Below are 23,556 nucleotides of genomic sequence, written 5' to 3' on the forward strand. Positions count from 1 at the left end.
ACCACCTCACCCTGAGTTAGGAATTACATTGACCACGAATGGTTCTCGAACCACCGTTCTGACCAACATCGGAACCCTCGTCACCAATGACCCGACTCTGGGTGAGGGCAAGCTCGGCGTACGACACGACGCGGCAATCGTTTTCGAGGACGGCGTTGTTGCTTGGGTCGGTGATTCCGCCGACGCCCCGGCTGCCGATATCGGTCAGGATATCGGCGGTCGGGCCCTGCTCCCCGGATTCGTGGAGAGTCACTCGCACCTGGTGTTCGGTGGCGAGCGGGCCGAGGAATTCGCAGCTCGCATGGCGGGCGAGAAGTACGCGGCGGGCGGTATTCGCAACACCATCGAAGCGACGCGCTCGGCCACCGACGAACAATTGCAGGCCAATGTTCGACGCCTACTCGACGAATCCCTGCGCTCGGGCAGCACAACCGTCGAATGCAAGACCGGATACGGGCAGAACACCGAGAGCGAACTACGCAGCGCACTGATCGCCGGACAGTTCACCGACGAGGTCACACTGCTGGCCGCCCACGTTCCACCACCCGAATATGCCGGCCGCGTCGATGACTACGTCGCCATGGCGTGCGACGAGATGATCCCTGCCTGTGCGCCACACGCGAAGTGGATCGACGTCTTCTGCGAACGAGGGGCGTTCAACCGCGAACAGGCACATGCAGTCCTGAGCGCAGGCGTCGCCGCTGGACTGATCCCCCGCGTCCACGGCAATCAACTCGGCGAAGGGCCAGGAGTTCAACTCGCCGTCGAGATGGGAGCCGCATCCGTCGATCACGTCACCTACGTCACCGCCGAGGACATCGACGCCCTGGCTCAGAGTTCCACCGTCGCAACACTGTTGCCAGGTGCCGACTTCTCCACCCGCAACAAGTACCCCGACGCCCGCGCACTGCTGGACGCCGGCGTCACCGTAGCTCTCGGCGCCGACTGCAATCCCGGCACCTGCTACACCACCAGCCTCCCGTTCTGCATAGCAATTGCGGTGCGAGACATGCACATGACACCCGCCGAGGCAGTCTGGGCAGCCACTGCAGGAGGCGCCCGGGCGCTGCAGCGCACCGACGTCGGAACCCTTTCTCTCGGAACACGTGCCGACGCCATCGCGCTCGATGCACCGTCGTACCTCCACCTCGCCTACCGCCCGGGCGTCCCTCTGGTGCGCGAGGTCTGGAAAAACGGCGCACTCGCCACAAGCTACTGAAATACACTCACCGGGAGGCCGTCGTGGCACATCAGATCGCAGTCGACATCGAACCCAAGCCGTGGACCGGGCGCTCCGACGGCACCACTGCCGAGCATCTGCGGTGGCATCATGCCGTGCAACCGTATTCAGCCGAAACAGCTCCCGGCGACTGTGTTCTGATCGGATTCTCCAGCGACGAAGGAGTCCGCCGCAACAAGGGCCGCCGCGGTGCCGCGGATGGCCCCGACGCTTTGCGAGCCGGGTTGGCTTCCATGGCGCTGGCCGAACCACTGCAGATTCAGGACGCGGGAACCGTTGCCGTGTCGGGTGAAGAACTCGAGGCCGGTCAGGCCGCACTCGGGAACGCCGTCAGCGCTGCGCTTGATTCGGGACACTTCCCCGTGGTTCTCGGGGGAGGACACGAAATCGCCTACGGTACATACCTCGGCGTCGCGGGCTCCGAGTTGCGAACCGCCGGAGCCAAACTCGGAATCCTCAACTTGGATGCGCACTTCGACCTGCGGGGCGATCCGATACCCAGCTCCGGCACACCCTTTCGTCAGATCGCCGAGGACGAAGCCGCGGCAGGCACCTCGCATCAGTACAGCGTGATCGGAATCAGCCAACCGAGCAACACCACGGCACTGTTCGACACGGCTCACCGCCTCGGTGTTCGCTATCTGCTCGACGAAGAATGCGGAGCGATCGGCCGAGGCGTCGTGGATCAGTTCCTCGCAGACTTCCTCGACGACGTCGATCTGGTCTACCTGACCATCGACCTCGACGTCCTGCCTGCAGCTGTGGCGCCGGGCGTCAGCGCACCTGCGGCCTACGGAGTCAGCCTCGAAACCATCCAATACGTATGTGACCGAGTCACGTCCAGCGGAAAACTCGCGGTTCTCGATCTCGCCGAACTGAACCCGAGCCTCGACGTCGACAATCGCACTGCCCGAACGGCTGCTCGTCTGATCCACCGGATAGTCACGAAGCACGTGCCGGTTCAGCGCTAGCCTCGGCGCGCCTCCAGCAGATCTACGGGACTGCCTGAAAACTGATTCCACGAGTTCTGTCCGAGCACTCCAAACTATGTCCTTTGCCACCTCACAAGTGATGCCGCCTTGCAGATTGCCGATGGCGGCGACAACGCCTGTCTCGGGGTACGTGATCGTTCCGCACCCCTCGGATGTGGATGCCGTCGGCAATCGTGAAGTCGAAGTCGACGAATTGCCCGAGCAGTACTCGAAGCCGGGGACACCACCGATCACAGGAGGCCCGACCGTACCGTCGTGAATCGAAAAGCCGATCAACCCTCCGGGGTCGCCATTACCGACTTGCCCCGGATCACCGGTGGTGACGAAGATCGATTGGCCTGACTCAGTCTGAATCGTCCGTGTCGAATGATCGTTGCCGTAGGCCGATTCGATTTGAGCCACGGTGAGCCGTCACCGACGCCGCGGTCAGTCAGCGTTCCCGGCGGTGATTCGATGACGGTGACGCCCTCGCTGGTGAGAATTGCCCGTCCGGTGCCACCAGGCGTCGTGAACGGAACTACAGCGCAACTCGGAAACTGCATGGGCGTTCCAGCCTGATGCCAGACACACGCCGGCCACTACAACCGTGGTTGTAGTGGCTGCGCCGTTCCGAACTCGTCCAATGGGTGTGCGCGGTCGGCTTCTCGGCATGTCGGCATCCTTGGTCGGAACGGCTCGCCGCGAGGTCGAGGCATGCCTGACTTCGCGACGCTACCCCGAGCGGGGTCGAATCGATATCGTCTGTTCGGCCGACGACAAGGACGCCACCCCGGCCTTCGATCATGGCACCAGGGAGTTCTCCTGCAACCAGTCCTGAGCGATGTCACTCATGTCGTCGAGATCGGCAACGCGCTGGTTCATCTCGATGAGATCTTCGGTGGTCAGCGCCGCCGAAACCCCCGCGAGCACGGATCGGACGTCATCGCGAGCCTTCAACTCGTTGATGATCGGTGTGATGTTCTCCGCGAGGAAGAGGTGCTTCGTATCCTCGAGTGCAACCAAGTTCTCCGAGCGCATCGCAGGATCGGTACTGAAGACATCGGCAACCTGTATCTGCCCGCTCAGAAGCGCATTGAGCGTGAGGGGTCCACCTGCATCGAGTGCCAGGAACTCCCGGAATGTCAGGCCGTATTTGGTCTTCAAGCCGGCGACGCCGTTTTCGCGCGTCTTCCATTCCGGCGGTCCGCCGAGAGTCAACTCGTCGGCATGCTGCACCAGATCCTCGACGGTCTCCAGCGAATACTTTTCCGCCGTCTCCTGTTTGACGGCAAGTACATCCTTGTCCTCTGCGGGCGAGGGCTCGAGAGCCACCAGACCCTTGGGCAATTTCGCATCGATTTCAGCGGATACTTCATCTGAAGCCGTCGCCGTTGTCTTGCTGTCCAGATATTGCAACAAGGCGCCGGAATACTCGGGGATCAGATCGATGGAACCGTCGCGCAGTGCCGGTACATAGAGTTCTCGGCTACCGATGTTCAACTTCTCGGTAACGTCGATACCGTTGGCACGAAGCGCTTCGGCGTAAATGGTCGCAATCAGTTGGCTCTCGGGAAAATCGGCGGAACCGATCACGATGGCGCCCTCAGCACTACCGCCGCCGTCCGTAGCCAAGGGGTCCTTGCCGATTCCGCAGCTGGACAACGCAACCGCTGTTACGCCGACCAACGCGGCGATCAATACCTTCTTCATGTCGAACGTCCTCAGATCGGTGCGGGCTCAGGCACAGCGGTGCGCTGTGAGGGGGCGGCGGTCTTCTCGGTCTTCTTCTTCCGATCGCGCCTGGTCAGGCCAGGCGAAACGACCCGCGCAGTCAGTGCTCCGATTCCGAGATCGAAAACCAGGGCAATCAGCGATACCAGTACGGCTCCGGCCGCCATCTGGCCGTAATCGCTCTGAGCTTTTCCGTCGATCAACAACCGGCCGAGTCCGCCCAAAGAAATGTAAGCGGCGACAGTCGCAGTGGAGACGATCTGAAGCACGGCACTTCTGATGCCGGACAACATGAGTGGTAGGGCACATGGAATCTCGACCTCGGTCAAGATCCGCATCGACCGAAATCCCATCCCCCGCGCGGCGTCGACTGCAGCCTGATCGACCGCTCGAACTCCGGCGTACGTGTTGGTGAGAATGGGAGGGATCGCGAGAAGCACCAGGACGATGAGGCTGGGGATCAGATACGCGAGTTTGTTCGGGAATGACGGCGCGATGATGAGAACCAGTAGGATCAGCAGACCGATGGTCGGCAGCGCTCGTAGCGAGTTGGCCAGTCCAGCAACAACAACGGAGCCACGGCCCGTATGTCCGATGTAGAGACCGAGCGGGATCGCGATAACCGCAGCCACCGCCAGCGCGGCGAATGTGTACATCAAATGCTGAACGAGAAGGGTGGGGATGCCGTCCGGCCCGGTCCAGTGGGATCCGTCGAGAAGGAAGCTGATCATGATGTAGTCACTTTCGGGGTCCACGGCGTCAACAGCCGATTCGCCAACATGATGAGGAGATCAAGGATCAACGCCAGCACCAGACACAGAGCGATACCCGCGATGATGGGCGTGTAGAAACGCAACTGAAATCCCTGGGTGAACAAGGAACCTATCTGCGGAATACCCAGGAGTGCGCCGAGTGAGACAAGACTGACGTTCGAGACGACTGCGACGCGCAAACCTGCACAGATCACCGGAACTCCTACTGGCAACTGTACTTTCAACAGCGTCTGATACGGCCGGTAACCCATCGCCGTCGCTGCCAGAACCGTCTCCGGCGGAACCGAATCGAGCGCGTCGGCCACTACCCGCACGAGCAGAGCAACGGTGTACACGGTGAGCGCCACGATGATGTTCATCGGATCCAGAATCTTGGTACCCAGAATTGGAGGCAGGAGCACGAAGAGCGCGAGCGAAGGGATCGTGTAGAGCAATCCGGCCGTCCCCACCACGTAGGGATGCAACCGACGACTGCGATAGGCGACCCAGCCGATCGGCAACGCGACCACCAAGCCGATCACCAAGGGAATCAACGACAGCAGAACATGCCATCCCACCAAGTCCATGATCCGGTCGGACTGACGTCCGAGCCATTCGAAGTTCATCGAAGCGCCCTCCCCGCGTCAGCCAGATCGGCAGCCTCGATGGCTTCCACTGCAGCATGCGCAGTGACGGTTCCCACCAGGCGTCCGGCGTCGTCCACGACAACGCCCCGCTTGCTCGGCGCTGACAGCGCCGCATCCAGCAGAGCGCGCATCGTCCCGGTGGAATCAGCAAGTGTTCCACTGAGATTCAAGTCATCCGGGCGGATACAATCCGTGAGCGCGTCCGGCCTCACCCATCCGAGCGGCTTGTTCGCGGGATCCACTACCAACAGCCACGTATCGCCGGTGAGTGCGCGGGCCGCCGCAGCGGAATCGCCCAGATGCGCAACGGGTTCTGACACCGTCGGTAGGTCGCCGTCCAATGTCGTGAACCCCAACGATCGGTACCCACGGTCACGTCCGACGAAGTCGGCAACAAATTCGTCGGCAGGTTGAGTCAGCAATTCGAGGGGCGTCGCCGCCTGCGCAAGAATGCCGCCGGTACGCAGAACCACCACTTGATCCCCGAGTTTCAGCGCTTCGTCGATGTCGTGGGTGACGATGATGATCGTTTTTCCGATTTCCTTCTGCAGACGGAGAAACTCGTCTTGCAGCTGGCCGCGAACAACCGGATCAACGGCGCTGAACGGTTCGTCCATCAGCATGAATGACGGATCCGCAGCCAATGCTCGCGCAACACCGACTCGTTGCTGCTGCCCTCCGGAGAGCTGCCACGGATAGCGGTCGGCGAAGTTGGTCGTCAGACCAACCGTTTCGAGCAATTCCATAGCGCGAGTGCGAGATTCCTTTTTACTCGCACCGAGCAATCGAGGCATGGTCGCTATGTTGTCGACGATGGTGCGATGGGGAAAGAGACCCGCGTGCTGGATCACGTACCCGATGCGTCGACGCAGAAGGGCCGGATCCATTCCCGCCGTGGACTCGCCGTCGAGCGAAATCGTGCCTGACGTCGGTTCGATCAGCCTGTTGATCATGCGGAGTGAGGTCGTCTTGCCGCAGCCGGAAGGACCCACCAACGCGGTGATCTTTCCCGTCGGGCACTCCAGATCGAGAGCATCGACGGCAATGGTTCCGTCTGGATACGCCTTGGTGACCTTGTCGAATTTGATCATCTACGAACTACTTTCGTGTCGACCTGAGTCCGGACGCACCCAGGAGAAATGGTCGAGTTCCGTTCGAGCACACACCTACTTGTGATTCGGTCCACCTGCTTACTGGTCGAGCGGTTGAGAAAGAAAGTTCACGGCGGCACTCAGATCTGCACTGAGTGGCCGGTCTTCGGTCCTCATGTCCAGCACCAAACGCGCACGCGCGAGGTACGCGCCGAGCTCGGTCGCCGGATCCAGCTCACGCTGTTGTTGCGAGAGTGCGCGAACTGCCGAGATCAGTTCACACGCCAGCACCAATCGAGATTGGGCAAGAATGTCCGCCAATTGAGTTGCAGCTTGGGATGCGAAACTTGCGTGATCCTCGGTGCCGCGCGAAATTACCGTGTGGCCCAACGACCCCGGTGCCGCCGACGAGCGGATCTCGGCAATGGCAGCAGAAGTCGTGTATTCGAGAAGCATGGTTCCGCTGCTGCCGTCGGGACCGTCTGCAAGGAACGCACGAAGGCCGGTGACTGCGGGGTCGGAGAGGTTGGCGAGCCGACATTGCGAGAGCAGGGCAGCACTGGCGACCGCCAACTTCGCCTCGTCGACTGCAAGGGCTATTGGCATTGCGTGGAAATTTCCGTTGTGGAACACCATGTCGTCTTCGACCGACACCAGCGGATTCTCCGAAGACGAATTCATCTCGATACTCAGCGTGTTCTGCAGTCGATGCACCGCTTGCCAGGTGGCACCCAAGATTTGCGGTAGGGCGCGAAACCCGAACGAGTCCTGAACTCTCACGGGTGTGATGTCGTGTGGTGCCAGCAGATCGCGAACCCGCTCTGCGACTTCCGCTTGACCGAAGTGCATTCTTGCCGACTGTACTTGTGCAGCAAACGGTTCGACAGAACTACGCGACGCAAGCACGGAAAGAACACTGACAACCAAGCAGTGCTGAAGCCACCCCGCGACTTCGATACTGGTGTCGCCGGCGATCGCCACCGTCATCGCATTGGTGGAAATGAACGGAAGCGCATCACCGTGGTGCGGAGTCCAACCGATTCCGGTGCGTCCGTCGCGAAGCGGGCTCTCACCGATCAGCCCCATGGCGATTTCGGAGAACGCACTCAGGTCACCCGTTCCGATCGCACCGCGTGCGTGCACTGTCGGCAGGTTCTGTGAAGCAACAGCAGCAACCAGACCGTCGATGATGTCGGGATGCATACCTGAGCCGCCGTTGAGGATCTGGTTGGTGCGGATGACGATCGCGGCGCGCACCAACCGGTCAGGGAGTCTGGGGCCCGATCCCGTTGCGTGACTTCTCAGAAGCCTCAGATCCTGCTGCACACCGTCGGAGACAGATGTTTCGCGATTCCCGCCTACCCCGGTAGTGCGCCCGTACACCGCTTGACGGGAGGAAACCCGAACCGCGGTCTCCCATGACCGCCGTGTGAGCTCGAGAGCCGCGTCGGCAGGTCGAATCACGGCCGGCTCTCGCGCGATTTCGTTCACCCGGTGAACCGACAACCCTTTCCCGTCGAGCAGGACATTGTCGTCTTCCGTCCGGTCTTCTCCAGGAAGACGTTCAGTCATCAGAACTCCATCGATCGAAGGACTCGGCCACCGCGGTCGGCGTGCATCACATCATCTACGTAATGTGCCTTGGGTCACTTTTGATGAATGTATAGTCCTGTATATACAGCCACCTGTCAATAGGGACACTGCAGCTCATCCGCGTGCACACACCTTGCGTCACCCCAGTACGAGTGAGCAACTGGGCACGAATCGTTGCTATTCGAGGACCGGTGCCGCCGATGCGCGACGCGCCTCGAGCGCATCGAGGATGAGATCGAGACCGTAGGCGAACTCACTCGTGTGGTCGTAAGCCGGACTCAGACCGTGATCGACGATCATCTCGTGAAGGAAGGGCAACTCTTCAGCCGGAAGGTGCCCGAGGATGTCACTCGCAACTTCTTCGACGTCGACGGGCCCGCTGATCGGCAGATTCGCCTCCTGGAGAACATATCCGCCGATGTAGCTGTCGATCAGCGAGGCTCCGTGGGCGGCCATCGGGAGTGTGAACCCGGCCTTCCGGAGCACTCCGAGCACAGCGTCGAGATGACGCAGGGTCGCCGAGCCAGGGTTGCGTCGCGAATCCAGCAGACCGAGAGCCCAACGGTGCTGCGACAGGACTGTGCGAGCAGAAAAGGCGCGTCCACGGATTGCATCTCGCCAATCCGCACACTCACTGTCGGGCAGGTCGATCGCCTCGAAGACCGCATCGACGAGGCCGTCGAGAATCGCATCTTTGTTGGGCACGTGGTGGTAGAGCGACATCGCCTCGATGCCCAGCTCCTGGGCCACCCGTCGCATCGTGACGGCTTCGACACCACCCGCGTCGGCAACGCGGATCGCACCCTCGATTACGCGAGTCCTGTTCAGCGACTGTCGCGGTTGCCGTGACACACAGACTCCCCTCGGCGGAACGAATACGTTGACAACCTTACATACGTAAGTCACCCTTACAGGTGTAAGCCCGCCTTACGCTCGTAAGGCGATCGAGAGAGGAGATCACAATGCCGATGCCTAGATGGTGGGGACATGTCAACAAACGAGTGTTCAACCCGCGTGCAATTTCGAGCGGTAAATGGCCGGTACTGACTCACGTCGGACGCACATCCGGCACGACCTACCGGACGCCCCTCGACGCCTATCCGGTCGAGGGTGGCTACGTCTTCATTCTGGTGTACGGATCAGGCTCGGACTGGGTGCAGAACGTCTTGAGAGCGGGAAGCGCTCGACTGTCCGTCGACGAGACGGAGGTGAGCCTTGGCTCCCCGCGCCTCGTCGCGAAAGGCGAAGCATTTCAAGCACTTTCCTCAGACGTGTCCGAGCCTCCGAGGCTGCTCCGCATCACCGAGTATCTTCGGATGGACCTGATTACTGCCTGAGGCTGCCCGTCACGCGAGGACCTCACGCACGGCGGACCTGACTTCGTCCATGCTGCAACCGGATTCGATCAGTTCAGTACCCGTATGCACCAGCGAGTTGATCAACTTGGCGGTGAGCTTCGGGTCCGACACGCCACGGAGGCGAAGGGCCTCGACCAGCGGAAGCACAAGACTGTCGTGCATTTCCATGATCCGCGAATCTCGAAACGTTTGCGGGGTCAGCGTCGCCAGCGCTCCGACTATCGCATGCTCCCCGTCGGCAACCAGCTGGAGGTTTGCCTCGACGTACGCCCATACCGGATCGTCTGCGCCTGCCATCGCCTCGACGATCTTGTCGTTCCAGCGCGGGAACATGTCTTCGACGACGGCACTGAGGAGATCTTCCCGGGACCGGAAGTAGTGGTAGGCACTCGACCTGGCGAGCCCTGCCTTCGCTGCCACCTCACCGAGCCCCGGCGGCCGGTCCGGGGCCTCGGACAGAAGAGCGTGTGCAGCGTCGAGGAGGGCACGGCGCTGAGCAGCACGATGCTCGACCACAGTGGGCGCATCGATCCTCGGCACCGAATCTCCTCCAGTCCCCTCGCGGGCTTACTCGCTCTGACGCAACCGACCGTCAACCATTTCGAGGATGCGGTCGCAGTGCCCGAGCACGTCGTGATCGTGGGTCACCATGATCGTAGCGACGCCTGCCTCGTGAGTTTCGCGCGAGAGCAGTTCGACCACCTCATGGCTGCGTTTGCGGTCGAGAGCAGCCGTCGGCTCGTCGACGAGCAGTAGCGAGGGATTGCTCATCAATGCCCGAGCGATACCGACGCGCTGGCGTTCACCGCCGGAGAGTTGACCGGGTCGACGATCTGCACGGTGACTCATACCGACCGAGTCGAGCAACTCCTCGGGATCGCGACCCGGCCGCCCCGTGAGCTTGGGAATCAGCCGAAGCTGATCGCGCGCCGTCAGCGCTGGAATCAGGTTGCCGGACTGAAAGACGAAGCCGACCTTGTCTCGTCGAAGTTTGGCGAGAGCACGGGCCGGCATCGCCGACACGTCCACGCCGTCGATGACAATCGTTCCACTCGACGGCCGACCGAGTCCGCCGGCCACAGCGAGCAAGCTCGACTTTCCAGCGCCTGACGGTCCGACGATCGCGACAAGTTCGCCGCACGAGACCTCCAGGTTCACGTTGTCGAGGGCGAGCACGGTGGAGTCACCGTCACCGAATCGAAGACTGACAGCGGTCAATACCAATCCGGTTGTGGTCTTTTCGACTGTGGTCATCGGTTTTCTCCCAATGCGGTGAGCGGGTTGACACGGGTAACACGGACGATGGCAACGGCTGCGCCGACCAGCCCGAGTACCGCCAAGAGCACTGCGCCGTTGACGACTGGGCCGGACTCGAGGGCGAACGGCATCCCCCCGCCTTCGAGCCCCGAACCGAGCCCCAAGCCCAGCAACACACCGAGGCCGATGGAACCAAGCAGCACTACCAGTGCCTGCGCCATGCCGTCACGAAGCAGGAAGCCGGTAGAGGCTCCCATCGCGCGCAACACTGCGAGTTCACGACCGCGCTGAACCGTCCAGATACTGAAGAATGCACCGACCACCAGGGCCGAAATCGCGTACAGAAACGCCTTGATCATCGACATAGTCATCATTTCCGCGGAGAACCCTGGTGAGGAGTCGAAAGATTCCTCGAGCGTCTTTGCGGACGTTCCCGCCGCCGCATCGCCCGACACGAGATCCGGTAACGCGCCACCAATGCCCCGAATCGCAACAACACTTGCTTCGGAATAGGCACTGGCATTGGCGGTTTCGCCGATCTTGGCACCGGCGTGAACCTCCTGCCAAGTACGCAGGGGCAGGTAGGCGACGTCGACGTGACCGAAAGTGCGCTTGTCTTCGGTGAATCCGACAACTGTCAGCTCCGTACCGAGTCGATCGAGTATCACGGTGTCACCGATCGCAACACCGTCGTCACGGAAGGTAGAGCTGACGATGATGTCCGTGTCGGCTTGCAGTCCCCTCCCGTCGGCGGAGACGGGCTCGAGGAAGGAGCCAGGTTCGATGCCGAAGAGCGTGAGATCGACAGGCGTGCCACTGCGAGTTTTTGCATTGACGATCATGTTGCCGAAGAGCTCGGCGTCTTGGACATCGGGTTGCATGCGCCATGCCTGCGCCTGCTCCTCGGTGACGACCGAGCGCGAAAACGCCGAGTCGGCTTTGGTGTCCGGCGCGAAGGCAAACGCCTGAATCGGCGTCCGCTGCAACGCGGACACACCATCATTGACCAGTCCGGACGAGAGGCCGGACAGAATCACCATCAGGATCGAGATGAGGGCAACCACGGCACCCATCAAGAGGAATCGATTTCGCGCAAACCACAGTTCACGCAGGGCGAGGAACATTCGGGAAGCTCCAAAGTCGTCGATACGAGTCACGCCGACTTTTATCGACGCCTTGTCGAAATCATATCGACAAGGCGTCGAAAAACTATGTGAGGTGCGTTACTACTTCCCGTAGTAGACACTCGAGGCGCTGAGCGTCGTATCAGCCCCCGACGCCCACCGGTCGATCCCCGACAATCGAGATTCGATCCATCACACGACGAGCCGGGAAGTAGTCACTGGCCGCGTAGTGCTGGCAGGTCCGATTGTCCCAGAAGGCAACAGTATTCGGCTCCCACTTCAAACGGACCTGAAATTCCGGACGATTGACGTGGCGATACAGCATCGTGAGAAGTTCGTTCGATTCTTCTTCTGACACACCCAAGATCCGTTGCGTGAAGGTCATGTTGACGAACAACACCCGCCTGCCACTTTCCGGAATGATCCGAACCACCGGATGCTGCACAGCGGGGAACTTCGGACGCAACATCTCGACCGCATCCACCGGCATCGACCTGCCGAACGAGTTGATCCAATCGTGTTCTGCAACAAGCGGGTCGATACGCTTCTTGATGTCTTCAGGAAGCAGATCGTAGGCAGCTGCAGTATCGGCCCACAAAGTGTCACCACCCACCTCTGGCACCTCGACCGCACGAAGAACTGCTGCGAACGAAGGAAACTCATGCCACGTAACGTCGTTGTGCCAGTTGTTCTCGACTCCGCCGACCATCGCATCCTTCGCCAGTGTCGTGACATCGACGTCCGTCTGCCCGGGCTGCGTGTACTTGAAGAACGGATGCTGTTCGAGATCGCCCCAACGCTCGGCAAAAGCTCGATGTTCCGCTCGGTCGAGGTCCTGATCGCGGAAGAAGAGGACTTTCCATTCGAGGAGAGCTCGGCGGAGTTCCGCAATCACGGCATCAGACAGACCCCCGCCGAGTCGAATACCGGAGATTTCCGCTCCGATCGTCGGCGCGACCGCCTTGACCGCAAGGTGTTCGTACGGTGCCGGAACTACCGACTCGGGATTCCGGCGAGCAACGAGTGGACCGTACGCAGCAAGCGGGTCGGTGGGGATCGGAAAGATTGTTGCCGCAGAAAAAGGGGTAGCCATCAGGGCACTTCCTCGAAATCGACGATGTCGTAAAGGACAAAAGTCAGATTAAGTCCGCCTCCTTAAAGTGTCAACGGTCACGTTCTCCGGCGCGAATCTTGACCCTGACGCCGCGTCAAGGTTGGAGAATGGTTTTCACAGACGGAATCCGATTCGATCACGGGAGGGCAGGGCGATGATGACCATCGGCGAGCTGGCCAAATTGGCCGGCACCACCGTCAGATCCGTGCGCTACTACCACTCGAACGGCCTTCTCGAAGAACCACAACGCCAACCCAACGGCTACCGCATGTACCGGGCGGTGGACCTGGCACGACTGAGTCGCATCCGCCGCCTGCGCGATCTGGGGATTCCTGTTGCCAAGATCGCCGAACTACTCGACGGCGACGCTCACGACACTCGGACCGCACTCGATGCCCTCGACAAGGAATTGGCGACGAAGGCCGAACAGATCGCTGTTCAGCGTGCGCACATCGAGTCGCTACGCCGCAATGCCGATCCTGAACTACCCGACGCGTTTTCGGAAGTGCTCGCACAGTACGTCGTTGCCGGTGCGCCGACAGCGTGGATCGACAACGAGCGTGAACTTCTGATCCTCGCACTCACGGTCTCCGGGGGCGATCCCGAGGTCTGCGATTCACTCCTGTCCGCCCATCGCCGGGTATTGGCCGAGCCGAACCGCGAGCAGGCCATCGAATTGATAACTCGCATGTATGCCCTCGCCGACGCACCGGCTGACGCGGACACGATTGCGGCCCTTGCCATTCAGTTCTGCGACTTCACCGAGAGCGTGCTACCCGAACAGGCTGCACCGGAGGACGCTTCCCCCACCCGGCTGGTAGCGGTACTGCGCGAACACCAAGCGGATCGACGAACCGTCACCCAGGAAAGATTCGCGAAGGCTGTGGCCGCGGAGTTCGCCGCCCGTCAATCCCGCCTCTGAAAAACCCTGATCAACCCCCACATTCGAAGTGGGGTGACCAACACTGCCCGAAAATGGGCTCAACGCAAGGACACGACAATGACTGGATTCACCATGCCCAGATCACGCATGCCTCGACCACGAAGGTGGCTGGCTACCACAATCGCCGCTGCCGCGCTCGCCGTACCTGCATTGGCGGCGTGCTCGGATCCTGCTACTCCGCAGGAAGATCCACAATCGAATCTCAGCGCGTTCTACGAACAGGATCTCGAGTGGGGGCCATGCGCCACAGATACCGGAACGTCGACCGCAAGTGAATGCGCCATGTTCACAGTACCTTTGGACTATTCCGTCCCTGACGGCAAAACGATCGAAGTGGCGATCTCGCGGGTCGCGTCCACCGACCCCGCACAGCGACGCGGGATCCTGCTCACCAACCCTGGTGGGCCGGGTGGCCGAGGACTGGGATTGCCCGAGATTCTGAATTCGGGAATGACACCGGAAGTCGCAGCGGCATACGACGTCATCGGCATGGATACCCGAGGACTCGGCAAGAGCACACCGATCGACTGCGGCGTCGAACAGATGACATGGATGCGTTCGCCTGGCACCACGGACGAGGGATGGAACGAAAGTGTTGCGCTCGCACGCGAGGCCGCTGACACATGCTGGGACAAGTACCCGGACTATCTGCCACACATCAATACTCAAAACATCGCCCGCGACCTCGACGTGATTCGTGGCGCCCTCGACCAGGAGAAGGCGTCGTACTTCGGGTGGTCGTACGGCACATACCTTGGTGCAACCTATGCTCAAATGTTCCCGGACAGGATCGACCGTGTGGTTCTCGACAGTGCACCGGATCCGAAGAAATACGGATACGAGATGTTCCAGGACATGGGCCCGGCCAACGAGAAAGCGATCGACGGATTCTCGCAGTGGGCAGCAGAACACAACTCGACCTATGCACTCGGATCGACGCCCGCCGAAGTTCGCGCCCTCATCGAGAAGCTGATCTCGGACGCGGCCACCACTCCGATACAGATCGGTGATCATGCCGTCGACGATCACGTCCTTCCATTCCTGATGTACGTCAACGGAACCGGCGACACCGAGAAGGAAAGCGAGGCATTCGCACAGGTATTGGTTCAGTTGCGCGATCTCGCCGCAGGCAAGACCGTCGAGAACATCCATCCCCAGCTGACGGGATTGATGCAGGCATGGTTCCAGACCGAACTGGGAACCGGTCCTGACTATGCCGGGACAATCGCCATCGTCTGCGGAGACGTATCGATGCCGAGCGATCCCCAGTGGTACCGCAACAAGTTGGAGGAGCACCGTGATGATCAGCCGATCTTTGCCGGCACACACAACACGATCATGCCGTGCGCGTTCTGGCGCAGTGAGGCCCCTACGCGGATCGACATCGACAACAACGTTCCGACCTTGCAGATCCAGGCAACCGGTGACACCCGCACGACGTACGACGAAGGCCTCGGCATGCATGAAGCGATGAAAGGCTCACGGCTCGTGACAGTTCCAGGCCGCACTCATGCGGTGTTCCCCGGCTACGCGAATACTTGCGCGAACGCCGCCGTCAACTCGTACCTGCTCGACGGCTCACTGCCGGCCGAAGACGTGGTGTGCGAGTCGTGACCTCAGCCCGTCAGCTCGCTCTTGATCTCGTTCTTGAGAACTTTGCCGACCTTGGAGCGAGGTAGATCGTCCCAGACGATGACTTGCTTCGGAGTCTTCACACTTCCGATGCGAGCCTTCACGAAAGCCATCACCTCGGCGCCGTCGATGTCGGCGCCGAGGTGCGGTTGCACCACTGCCACAACGCGTTCGCCCCACTTGTCATCCGGCAACCCGATCACTCCGCAGTCCTGAATCCCCGGATACGCCATGAGCGCCTGCTCCACCTCGACCGAATAGACGTTGAAACCGCCGGTGATGATCATGTCCTTCGCGCGGTCGACGATGAACAGGAAATTGTCGTCGTCCAGGTACCCGATATCGCCGGTGTGATGCCAACCGTGGGCTGACGCTTCCGCGGTTGCGTCGGGGTTCTTGTAATAACCCGCCATCACCAACGAACTGCGAATCACCACCTCACCACGCTCGCCATGTCCGAGCAGCGCGCCTTTGTCGTCCATGATCCCCACGGTCACCAACGGCGACGGTCGACCCGCCGACGAAAGTCGTGACGTTGCGACAGTGCCGTCCGAGCCGAAGTGCTCCTTCGGTGACATCGTCGAGATCATCATGGGGGCTTCACTCTGCCCGAACAGCTGAGCCATGACCGGGCCGATCTTGTCGATCGCCTCCGCGAGTCTGGTCGGGGAGATCGGCGCCGCTCCGTACCAGAAGCATTGCAGCGAGCTGAGATCCGTGGCAGACAGGGCCTCGTGCTCGAGCAGCATGTAGATGAGCGTCGGCGGCAGGAAGGTGTGAGTCACCTTGTGCTTCTGAACGTTCGCGAGGAAGTACCCGAGATCGGGCTTCGGCATGATCACCACTTCGCCGCCGAGGGCCATGATCGGGAAGCACAGAACACCGGCGGCGTGAGTCAACGGTGCCAGCGCCAGATACACCGGGCGCCCCTCGAACGGATAACTCATCAAGGTGAGTGCGGTCATCGTCTCGATGTTGTGCCCGGTCAACATCACTCCCTTTGGCCGTCCAGTTGTACCACCGGTGCCGACCAGCATGGTGACGTCGTCGGGCGCCGCGGCGTCGAGTTCGTCTTCCCCGAGCCAGCTTTCGAGGGACTGTGCCGAATCCCACTCGCCGTCGATACAGACGAGCGTCACCAACTGGGGAAGAGCATCCTTGATCTGGTCGACGAGCGGCGCATAGGACTTCTGGAAGAACAGAGCGCGACAATCGAACAGATCCAACAGGTCTCGGTTTTCCGCAGCTTCGTTGCGAGGGTTGATCGGGCACCAGACTGCGCCAGCCCTACTGATACCGAATACGCAGGAGAACGAGATCGGGTCGTTGCCGGACAAAATCGCGACCTTTTCGCCCGCCGCGATGCCCGAAGCCGCGAGCGAAGCTGCGAAGCGTCGGCTGAACTGCTGCACCTCGCCGTAGGAGAGAGTGCGCTCCCCCATCGTCAAACACGGTGCAGTGGAACCAAGAGAGGCTCCCTTGTCGAGATAGTCGGTCAAACGCATGGGGAGCCTCCAGGGCGGGGCTCCCGGCGCGCTACACGCCGGGAGCCGTGAACATGATGACGAGGACGACGAGTTAGGCGTTGATGGTTACTTCCGGCTCCAGAGCCAGCCCGAAACTACGTAGCGCGCCGAGCAGTTCGCGATGGCCGAACGCCTGGCAAGCCGAGGCAAGCCCGGTCCGCTTCGGCGCCTGCTGGAGCAGAGAATGCGCTGCATAGGCGTGCAGGAGGCCCGTCTGCTTGTAGTTACAGTTTCCGTGGATCACGACGTGCGAGCGACCCAGCGGGCCCGACGCGTAGACGGAGTCGAGTGAGGTGTTGATGCGCGGATTTTCACGAGGGGGCATACCGGCCTGAACCGATCCGGCGATCTCGGCCAAGGCGGCTTCCTGCTCGTCGGCGGGCAGGGTCTTGATCTGCTCCTCCACGATCTTCTGCGTCGCGACAACGCCTTCCATCACGGTGCGGTCGAACACTCCGCCCGCAGCCTTGACGTTGGAAACTCGCGGATCGTTCTTGAACCACACCGGGTGGCATGTTCCGCCCCACGGCAATGCAAGCGCAGTTTCGTGCTGGCCCGGAACGACGACGTCGAAAGTCTGGCCGGGCGCCCACTGCACGTACTTGTTCTGCTCGAGGTAGTACCAGTTTGCCTTGAGGATGGTGAAGATCGTCTGAGTGGACGCGTAGGTGGGAAATCCCTTCCACAGCACGAGGATGTCGAGCGTATCGAGGCCCGGCGTTTCCAGTGCGATATTGGCCGCGATCTCACCGGTGGTGTACATCTGCGCGATACCGGGCGAGAGAAGCAGGCCCTTCTCCTGATACTTGTCGCTGAACTTCTCCTGGACGTCGAGTACCCAGTCCTGCTCACCGGTGGTATCCATGTAGTGGCAACCGGCATTCAACGCAGCCTCGACGACGGTCCCGCCGAGCTTGATGAACGGCCCGACCATGTTGCTGACAACCTGTGCACCGGTGAACAATTCGGTGAGAGCCTCGACCGTGTGCTCGACCTCGACGACCTCGTGATCGACGGTGTCCAAACCAGGGATCTTGTCGAGGACCTCTTGGATGCGAGCGGCGTCGCGGCCGGCTGCGATGAACGGGATGTTGAACTCGCGCAGGTATTCACACACCAGACGGCCGGTGTACCCGGAGACGCCGTAAACGATGACGGGCTTCTTTTCGGACATGTTCGTGGAACCTTTCGAAGACGTGAGAAGGGTGTACGTACGAATGAAGGGCGAGTTACATGCCCATGCCACCGTCGACCGGTAGGCCGATTCCGGTGATGAATCGCGCGGCGTCGGAGGACAAGAACACAACGGCGTCAGCCATGTCGTTCACTTCACCGAGGCGGCCGAGCGGGGTGAGGCCGATGACGTCTCCGACTGCTGCTTCGGCGCTGGGCCAGAGACCGAGCTTCTCCATGTCCGCCGCGAGTCCGAGACCCATCTCCGTGGCGACAAGACCCGGGTAGATGCAGTTGACGCGGACTCCGTAGCCGAGCTTGCCCGACTCGGCGGCGGCAACTCTGGTGAAGCGATCGACCGCGGACTTGGTCGCGGAGTATCCACTGATCCCGGGAAACGGAATGGTTGCGGCCACTGAAGAGATGTTGATGACGGAACCGCCGGTTCCGGCTACGCCACCCGGACGCATGCTGCGCAGTCCGTGTTTGGTTCCGAGCGCTGTTCCGAGGATGTTGACCTCACACATACGGCGGATGTCGTTCGGATCGAGGTCGACCACCAGCGAGGAAATCTCGATGCCTGCGTTGTTGACGAGGATGTCGAAGCCGCCGAGAGTCTCCGCGGTGGCGGCGACTGCCTCTTCCCAGTTGGCGTCGTCGGTGACGTCCAGCTTTACGAAGCCGGTTTTGACTCCGCCCGAACCAACAGCCTCTGCGGTGGCACGACCCTCGTCTTCGAGAACGTCGCCGATCATCACTGACGCCCCCGCCTTCGCCAACGCCTCAGCCATTCCGGCTCCGAGCCCCTTGGCACCACCTGTGACCAGTGCTTTTCGTCCCTCGAGATCAAACACGCTCATTTTCGACTGCCTCCATGACTGAAACGACTCTCGCGATGCCACCGTTCACAGCGACGCTGCCAAGTGGTGTGAGTCACAGAGTATTCAACTTTGGACGAGTGTCAAGAGAAATCTTGACGACTGTCAAGATTTTGTTACACGCTCGTCAAAGACCAGGGGTTACACTGATTCGGACGCGGTGATCGTGCCGCTGTGGAAACCGCAGGGAACAGGACGTGCCATCGTGACCACGACAGTCGAGAAGCCTAGTGAGGCAGGGAAAAAGGCTGCACCTAGCTCACCGGGCCAGCAGTCCGACTCCGCGAAGCGGTCCGACTCCGCCAAGCGGTCCAACGCAGACAAGGTGTCGCGTCGCCAGGTCGACAAATTCTCCGAGCGACGTGATCAACTCGCCGAGGCCGCACTGCAAACCCTGGCCGAATTGGGCTACGCACGCACGAGCCTGCGCGAAATCGCCCAGAATTCGGAGTTCTCCCACGGCGTCCTGCACTACTACTTCAGCGACAAGGTCGATCTCATCACCCACTGCGTGCGCCACTACAAGGCACGCTGCGTCACCCGCTACGACGGCATCGTCGCCACCGCGAAGACACCGGAGGAACTGAAAACCGGTTTCGGCGCACTGCTCGCCGAGACCATGATCGAAGAACCCACGATGCACCGCCTCTGGTACGACCTGCGCGCGCAGTCGATGTTCGAGGAGTCGTTCCGAGCCGACGTCGCCGCGATCGACGAGAGTCTCGAAAACATGATCTGGCGCATTGTTTCTCGCTACGCCGAGCTTCTCGACGTAGAGGCATCGGTCACCTCGGCGGCGATGTACGCAATCTTCGACGGCCTGTTCCAGCAGAGCCTGCTGCGCCATCTGTCCGGCGATCAGACTGCCGCAAACTATCTTTCGGTGAGCGTCCAGCAGATGCTGCCTCTGGTAGTGCCCACTCCCTGATCAGCGAGCAGCGATGCCTTCCGCGACGTACCTGGCTCCGCGATCGAATTCTCCGACCACGTCGTAATCGGCGTCTTGCCGCCAGAAGCGGACCAACGCTCCGTACGTACCACCGATCATCTGTGCGAGAAAGAGCGGCGGGTAGTCCGATCTCACTTCGCCGGCTTCGATACCGGCAGTGACGATCCGCAGAAGTTCCACGTGGAACCGATGATCGTGGGCCGCCCCCGCTCCGGAGGAGGCGAAGTCGCGCTCGAGTTCTGCAGTCACCATGCGCAGATAGCGCGGGTGCATGATCGCTTGCTGCGCAAAGTCCTGAAAAATCCGGGAGATCCGATCAGAAGTCGGCATCGGCGATTCCATGAGCTGATCCACCAGTGCCGCAAGCTGATCGAGATGATCACTGTGCAACGCCTCGAGAACCGAGTCCTTGCCCTGGAAGTAATTGAAGAAGGTGGCTCGCGACACCTCGGCTCGCTCGGCGATGTCGTCGACGGTCGTGCTGGCGAAACCCTGCGCCGAGAACAGAATTCGAGCAGCCGAGAGCAACCTGTCGTTGGTGTCGCGCTTGTTCTGTTCTCGTTTGGAAATCACGTCGACCTGCCCTTCTCCGCCTCAGAACACAGTCTTCGCCACAGTCCGGAATGTGTCCAATGTCCGTCCCGTCAGGTGACGCACCTCCGCCTCCGATAGGTGGACTACAGTCCAATTATGTCGACTGTTTCCACCGAACGCCATGACCGCGTTCTCATCGTCAGGATCGAACGCGAAGAACGCCGTAACGCGATCAACCGTGAGACTGCCGAGGGAATCGAAGCCGCGCTGAATCTTCTCGACGACGACCCTGATCTGTGGGTCGGCATCATCACCGGAACCCCCAACATCTTTTGCGCCGGAACCGATATCCGAGAGCGGGCCGACCTTCGCATGCCTCGCGGCGGTGAGTACGGCGTCATTCGGCGCCGGCGGAACAAGCCCCTGATCGCTGCAGTCGAGGGCTACGCGCTTGGTGGCGGTTTCGAAATCGCACTGGCCTGCGATCTGATCGTCGCCTCTGCCACAGCGCAATTCGGCCTTCCCGAAACCAAACGCGGTCTGGTTGCGACGTCCGGCGCACTCTTTCGGGCTCCTCGCGCGCTTCCGATCAACGTCGCCCGTGAACTCTTGATCACCGGCCGCACACTCGATCCCGAACGGGCAAAGGACCTCGGCGTCGTCAATGCAGTCACTGCCCCTGGTAAGGCACTCGACGAGGCACTGGTGATGGCAGCGGAGATCTGCGAGTCCTCCCCCACCTCCGTGAGTCTGAGTCTGAAGGCCATCGAGGCTCTCTACGCCGACGCCGACGCCGACGGATGGAAGGTCACCGACGACGCCAAGGACGCAGTGTTGCGCTCTCCGGACATCGCCGAAGGACTCGACGCTTTCGCCAATCGTCGGACACCCCGGTGGAGCGGACTGCCGCCCGCATGACAGACCACAATCCGAGACAGATTTCCTATACGTCTGGTCGGAAAGGGTATGAACCGGTTACAGTCTCTCCTGTGACGGGAATCGGCGCATACGAGACGGGCACGCTGCTGACGCGGCGGCGCCATGTCGACTTTGCGCATGTCTGTACCTCCGGGTGTCCGATCTACTGATCGGACCTACGACGTGAGCGCCGCTCACGTCGATACTCGTATGTACACCCAGATCAGGGGACATTTCTGTCATGACCACCGCCTCCATCTCACACCTGAGTTCCGTCGTAGCAGCCAACGCCGACGCCATCGACAAAGACGCCAGCAAAGCGCACGTCGTATTCAAGGCTTCCGCCCAGGCGCACGACGCCGTTGCCAGCACCATTTCTATCGGTAAGTACAGCGTCGAGGTCGACGAGCCGCCGGCCCTCGGCGGCGAGAACACCGCAGCCAATCCTGTCGAGTACTACCTTGCTTCCCTGCTCTCCTGCCAGGTGGTCACCTACCGCGTCTGGGCGGACAAACTCGGTATCGCTCTCGACGACATCTCGGCCAGGGCCGAAGGTGACCTCGACGTTCGTGGATTCTTCGGCTTCGACGACGCCGTCCGTCCGGGATTCTCCGAGGTCCGCGTGGTCGTCACCCTGACCGGCCCCGAAACCCGCGAGCGCTACCTGGAACTGCAGGAAACGGTCGACGCACACTGCCCCGTACTCGATCTCACCCGCAATCCCGTCCCAGTGCATACAGTCGTCGAAACCGCCTGACCCGCACCAACCCACCTTCACCACGGAGTATGAATTCATGAGCGAGAACACCCCCGTCGATACCGATCCGACCGCCGATTGGTCGTTCGAAACCAAGCAGGTCCACGCCGGACAGGGCCCGGACAGCGCTACCAACGCTCGGGCGCTTCCGATCTACCAGACCACCAGCTACGTCTTCGACAACACCGACCATGCGGCGGCGCTCTTCGGCCTCGCCGAGCCGGGCAACATCTACACCCGCATCATGAACCCGACGCAGGACGCCGTCGAGCAGCGCATCGCCGCCCTCGAAGGCGGAGTCGCGGCTCTGCTGGTTGCGTCCGGTCAGGCCGCCGAATCCTTCGCGATCCTCAACCTCGCCGAGGCCGGGGACCACATCGTCTCAAGCCCTCGCCTGTACGGCGGCACGTACAACCTCTTCCACTACACGCTGCCCAAGCTCGGTATCACCGTCGACTTCGTCGAGGACCCGGACAACCTCGATCACTGGCGTGAGGCAATCCGTCCGAACACCAAGGCGTTCTACGGCGAAACCATCTCCAACCCCAAGAACGACGTGTTCGACATCCCCGGCATCAGCGCAGTCGCCCATGAGCACGGCATCCCGCTGATCGTGGACAACACGGTCGCAACTCCGTACCTCATTCAGCCGCTGAAGCACGGCGCCGACATCGTCGTCCACTCCGCCACCAAATACCTTGGCGGACACGGCACCGCGATCGCCGGCGTCATCGTCGACGGTGGCACCTTCGACTGGACCCAGGGACGCCACACCAACTTCACGACCCCCGACCCCAGCTACCACGGCGTCACCTTTGCCGATCTCGGTGCACCCGCCTACGCCCTCAAGGCACGCGTTCAGCTTCTGCGCGACCTCGGCTCGGCCATCGCACCGTTCAACGCCTTCCTCATCTCGCAGGGTATCGAGACACTGAGCCTGCGCATCGAGCGCCACGTGTCCAACGCCCAGAAGGTCGCGGAATTCCTCGAGGGCCGCGCCGAGGTCACGTCGGTCGCGTACGCCGGACTGGAATCCTCGCCCTGGCACGAGCGCGGAAAGCAGCTGGCGCCCAAGGGAACCGGCGCCATCGTCGCGTTCGAGCTCGCCGGTGGAGTCGACGCAGGCAAGAAGTTCGTCAACGCTCTGACGTTGCACAGCCACGTCGCCAACATCGGTGACGTTCGCTCACTCGTCATCCACCCCGCGTCGACGACGCACTCGCAGCTCACCCCCGAGGAGCAGCTCGCTTCGGGCGTCACGCCGGGGCTCGTCCGCCTCGCGGTCGGCATCGAAGGGATCGACGACATTCTCGCCGACCTCGAAACCGGTTTGGCCGCAGCAGCTTCCTGATCTATCGCACGAAAAAG

The 23,556-nt window shown here is 61.3% G+C and carries 25 protein-coding genes; 10 read left to right on the forward strand and 15 right to left on the reverse strand.

Annotated elements, in window-relative coordinates:
- The first annotated feature begins 28 nt into the window (after nt 1-28).
- The 3 genes from hutI to RA302_RS24985 all read left to right on the forward strand — a co-directional run bounded on the left by hutI (nt 29) and on the right by RA302_RS24985 (nt 2,491).
- Nucleotides 29-1,219: an imidazolonepropionase gene (gene hutI / locus RA302_RS24975; protein WP_030536967.1), complete on the forward strand. Its 1,191-nt coding sequence runs from the start codon at nt 29-31 to the stop codon at nt 1,217-1,219.
- A gap of 23 nt (nt 1,220-1,242) precedes the next feature.
- A complete protein-coding gene (gene hutG / locus RA302_RS24980) occupies nt 1,243-2,211 on the forward strand; it encodes a formimidoylglutamase (RefSeq protein WP_030536966.1) in 969 nt (322 codons plus the stop codon).
- 121 nt (nt 2,212-2,332) lie between these two features.
- Complete coding sequence (locus RA302_RS24985) at nt 2,333-2,491, forward strand: hypothetical protein (RefSeq protein ID WP_155277930.1); 159 nt, start codon at nt 2,333-2,335, stop codon at nt 2,489-2,491.
- Between the two features lie 13 nt (nt 2,492-2,504).
- Here RA302_RS24985 and RA302_RS24990 read toward each other — a convergent pair whose 3' ends face one another.
- The 7 genes from RA302_RS24990 to RA302_RS25020 form a co-directional block, all read right to left on the reverse strand.
- Nucleotides 2,505-2,774 carry a hypothetical protein gene (locus RA302_RS24990; protein WP_030536965.1) on the reverse strand — a complete coding sequence of 90 codons (270 nt, stop codon included), beginning with the start codon at nt 2,772-2,774 and terminating at the stop codon, nt 2,505-2,507.
- A gap of 238 nt (nt 2,775-3,012) precedes the next feature.
- Nucleotides 3,013-3,921, reverse strand: coding sequence for an ABC transporter substrate-binding protein (locus tag RA302_RS24995; RefSeq protein ID WP_030536963.1), 909 nt, complete (start codon nt 3,919-3,921; stop codon nt 3,013-3,015).
- Between the two features lie 11 nt (nt 3,922-3,932).
- Nucleotides 3,933-4,697 (reverse strand): ABC transporter permease subunit, encoded by a 765-nt coding sequence (locus RA302_RS25000; RefSeq protein ID WP_230359093.1) that lies wholly within the window; start codon nt 4,695-4,697, stop codon nt 3,933-3,935.
- Entirely contained in the window at nt 4,670-5,320 is a 651-nt protein-coding gene (locus RA302_RS25005) for an ABC transporter permease subunit (RefSeq protein ID WP_003940005.1), read from the reverse strand. The genes RA302_RS25000 and RA302_RS25005 overlap by 28 nt, the downstream gene beginning before the upstream one ends.
- Complete coding sequence (locus tag RA302_RS25010) at nt 5,317-6,432, reverse strand: ATP-binding cassette domain-containing protein (protein ID WP_003940114.1); 1,116 nt, start codon at nt 6,430-6,432, stop codon at nt 5,317-5,319. Before RA302_RS25010 ends, RA302_RS25005 begins: the two co-directional genes overlap by 4 nt.
- A 99-nt stretch (nt 6,433-6,531) precedes the next feature.
- On the reverse strand, nt 6,532-8,004 hold the full coding sequence (locus RA302_RS25015; protein WP_030536961.1) for an aromatic amino acid ammonia-lyase: 1,473 nt from the start codon (nt 8,002-8,004) through the stop codon (nt 6,532-6,534).
- Nucleotides 8,005-8,202: 198 nt separating this feature from the next.
- The gene (locus tag RA302_RS25020; RefSeq protein ID WP_030536960.1) at nt 8,203-8,877 is read right to left on the reverse strand and encodes a TetR/AcrR family transcriptional regulator; all 675 of its coding nucleotides are present in this window, start codon (nt 8,875-8,877) and stop codon (nt 8,203-8,205) included.
- 110 nt (nt 8,878-8,987) lie between these two features.
- Between RA302_RS25020 and RA302_RS25025 the strand changes: the two genes are divergently transcribed.
- Entirely contained in the window at nt 8,988-9,362 is a 375-nt protein-coding gene (locus RA302_RS25025; RefSeq protein ID WP_030536959.1) for a hypothetical protein, read from the forward strand.
- A 9-nt stretch (nt 9,363-9,371) separates the two neighbouring features.
- On the opposite strand, the gene RA302_RS25030 is transcribed toward RA302_RS25025, so the two are convergent.
- The 4 genes from RA302_RS25030 to RA302_RS25045 form a co-directional block, all read right to left on the reverse strand.
- The gene (locus RA302_RS25030) at nt 9,372-9,923 is read right to left on the reverse strand and encodes a TetR/AcrR family transcriptional regulator (protein WP_007732757.1); all 552 of its coding nucleotides are present in this window, start codon (nt 9,921-9,923) and stop codon (nt 9,372-9,374) included.
- 27 nt (nt 9,924-9,950) lie between these two features.
- Entirely contained in the window at nt 9,951-10,637 is a 687-nt protein-coding gene (locus RA302_RS25035; protein ID WP_003939803.1) for an ABC transporter ATP-binding protein, read from the reverse strand.
- Entirely contained in the window at nt 10,634-11,764 is a 1,131-nt protein-coding gene (locus RA302_RS25040) for an ABC transporter permease (RefSeq protein ID WP_030536958.1), read from the reverse strand. Before RA302_RS25040 ends, RA302_RS25035 begins: the two co-directional genes overlap by 4 nt.
- Before the next feature lie 142 nt (nt 11,765-11,906).
- Nucleotides 11,907-12,857: a TauD/TfdA family dioxygenase gene (locus RA302_RS25045; protein WP_030536957.1), complete on the reverse strand. Its 951-nt coding sequence runs from the start codon at nt 12,855-12,857 to the stop codon at nt 11,907-11,909.
- A 175-nt stretch (nt 12,858-13,032) separates the two neighbouring features.
- Here RA302_RS25045 and RA302_RS25050 point away from each other — a divergent pair, with 175 nt between their 5' ends.
- On the forward strand, nt 13,033-13,800 hold the full coding sequence (locus tag RA302_RS25050; protein WP_030536956.1) for a MerR family transcriptional regulator: 768 nt from the start codon (nt 13,033-13,035) through the stop codon (nt 13,798-13,800).
- Between the two features lie 78 nt (nt 13,801-13,878).
- On the forward strand, nt 13,879-15,435 hold the full coding sequence (locus tag RA302_RS25055; protein ID WP_030536955.1) for an alpha/beta hydrolase: 1,557 nt from the start codon (nt 13,879-13,881) through the stop codon (nt 15,433-15,435).
- Between the two features lie 2 nt (nt 15,436-15,437).
- Here the strand turns inward: RA302_RS25055 and RA302_RS25060 are convergent, their stop codons facing one another.
- The 3 genes from RA302_RS25060 to RA302_RS25070 all read right to left on the reverse strand — a co-directional run bounded on the left by RA302_RS25060 (nt 15,438) and on the right by RA302_RS25070 (nt 19,012).
- A complete protein-coding gene (locus RA302_RS25060) occupies nt 15,438-16,958 on the reverse strand; it encodes an AMP-binding protein (RefSeq protein ID WP_030536954.1) in 1,521 nt (506 codons plus the stop codon).
- A gap of 73 nt (nt 16,959-17,031) precedes the next feature.
- Nucleotides 17,032-18,153, reverse strand: coding sequence for a DUF5938 domain-containing protein (locus tag RA302_RS25065; RefSeq protein ID WP_003940189.1), 1,122 nt, complete (start codon nt 18,151-18,153; stop codon nt 17,032-17,034).
- Nucleotides 18,154-18,208: 55 nt separating this feature from the next.
- Nucleotides 18,209-19,012, reverse strand: coding sequence for an SDR family oxidoreductase (locus tag RA302_RS25070; protein ID WP_007732778.1), 804 nt, complete (start codon nt 19,010-19,012; stop codon nt 18,209-18,211).
- A 343-nt stretch (nt 19,013-19,355) separates the two neighbouring features.
- Between RA302_RS25070 and RA302_RS25075 the strand changes: the two genes are divergently transcribed.
- A complete protein-coding gene (locus RA302_RS25075) occupies nt 19,356-19,958 on the forward strand; it encodes a TetR/AcrR family transcriptional regulator (RefSeq protein WP_030536953.1) in 603 nt (200 codons plus the stop codon).
- On the opposite strand, the gene RA302_RS25080 is transcribed toward RA302_RS25075, so the two are convergent.
- Nucleotides 19,959-20,552 (reverse strand): TetR/AcrR family transcriptional regulator, encoded by a 594-nt coding sequence (locus tag RA302_RS25080; RefSeq protein ID WP_003940428.1) that lies wholly within the window; start codon nt 20,550-20,552, stop codon nt 19,959-19,961.
- A 117-nt stretch (nt 20,553-20,669) separates the two neighbouring features.
- Between RA302_RS25080 and RA302_RS25085 the strand changes: the two genes are divergently transcribed.
- The 3 genes from RA302_RS25085 (at nt 20,670) to RA302_RS25095 (ending at nt 23,539) form a co-directional block, all read left to right on the forward strand.
- A complete protein-coding gene (locus tag RA302_RS25085) occupies nt 20,670-21,431 on the forward strand; it encodes an enoyl-CoA hydratase-related protein (RefSeq protein ID WP_030536952.1) in 762 nt (253 codons plus the stop codon).
- 241 nt (nt 21,432-21,672) lie between these two features.
- Complete coding sequence (locus RA302_RS25090; RefSeq protein ID WP_030536951.1) at nt 21,673-22,188, forward strand: OsmC family protein; 516 nt, start codon at nt 21,673-21,675, stop codon at nt 22,186-22,188.
- 37 nt (nt 22,189-22,225) lie between these two features.
- The gene (locus RA302_RS25095; protein ID WP_003939848.1) at nt 22,226-23,539 is read left to right on the forward strand and encodes a bifunctional o-acetylhomoserine/o-acetylserine sulfhydrylase; all 1,314 of its coding nucleotides are present in this window, start codon (nt 22,226-22,228) and stop codon (nt 23,537-23,539) included.
- Nucleotides 23,540-23,556: the final 17 nt, after the last annotated feature.

The organism is Rhodococcus sp. DN22, from assembly GCF_036669995.1.
Taxonomy (GTDB): domain Bacteria; phylum Actinomycetota; class Actinomycetes; order Mycobacteriales; family Mycobacteriaceae; genus Rhodococcus_F; species Rhodococcus_F erythropolis.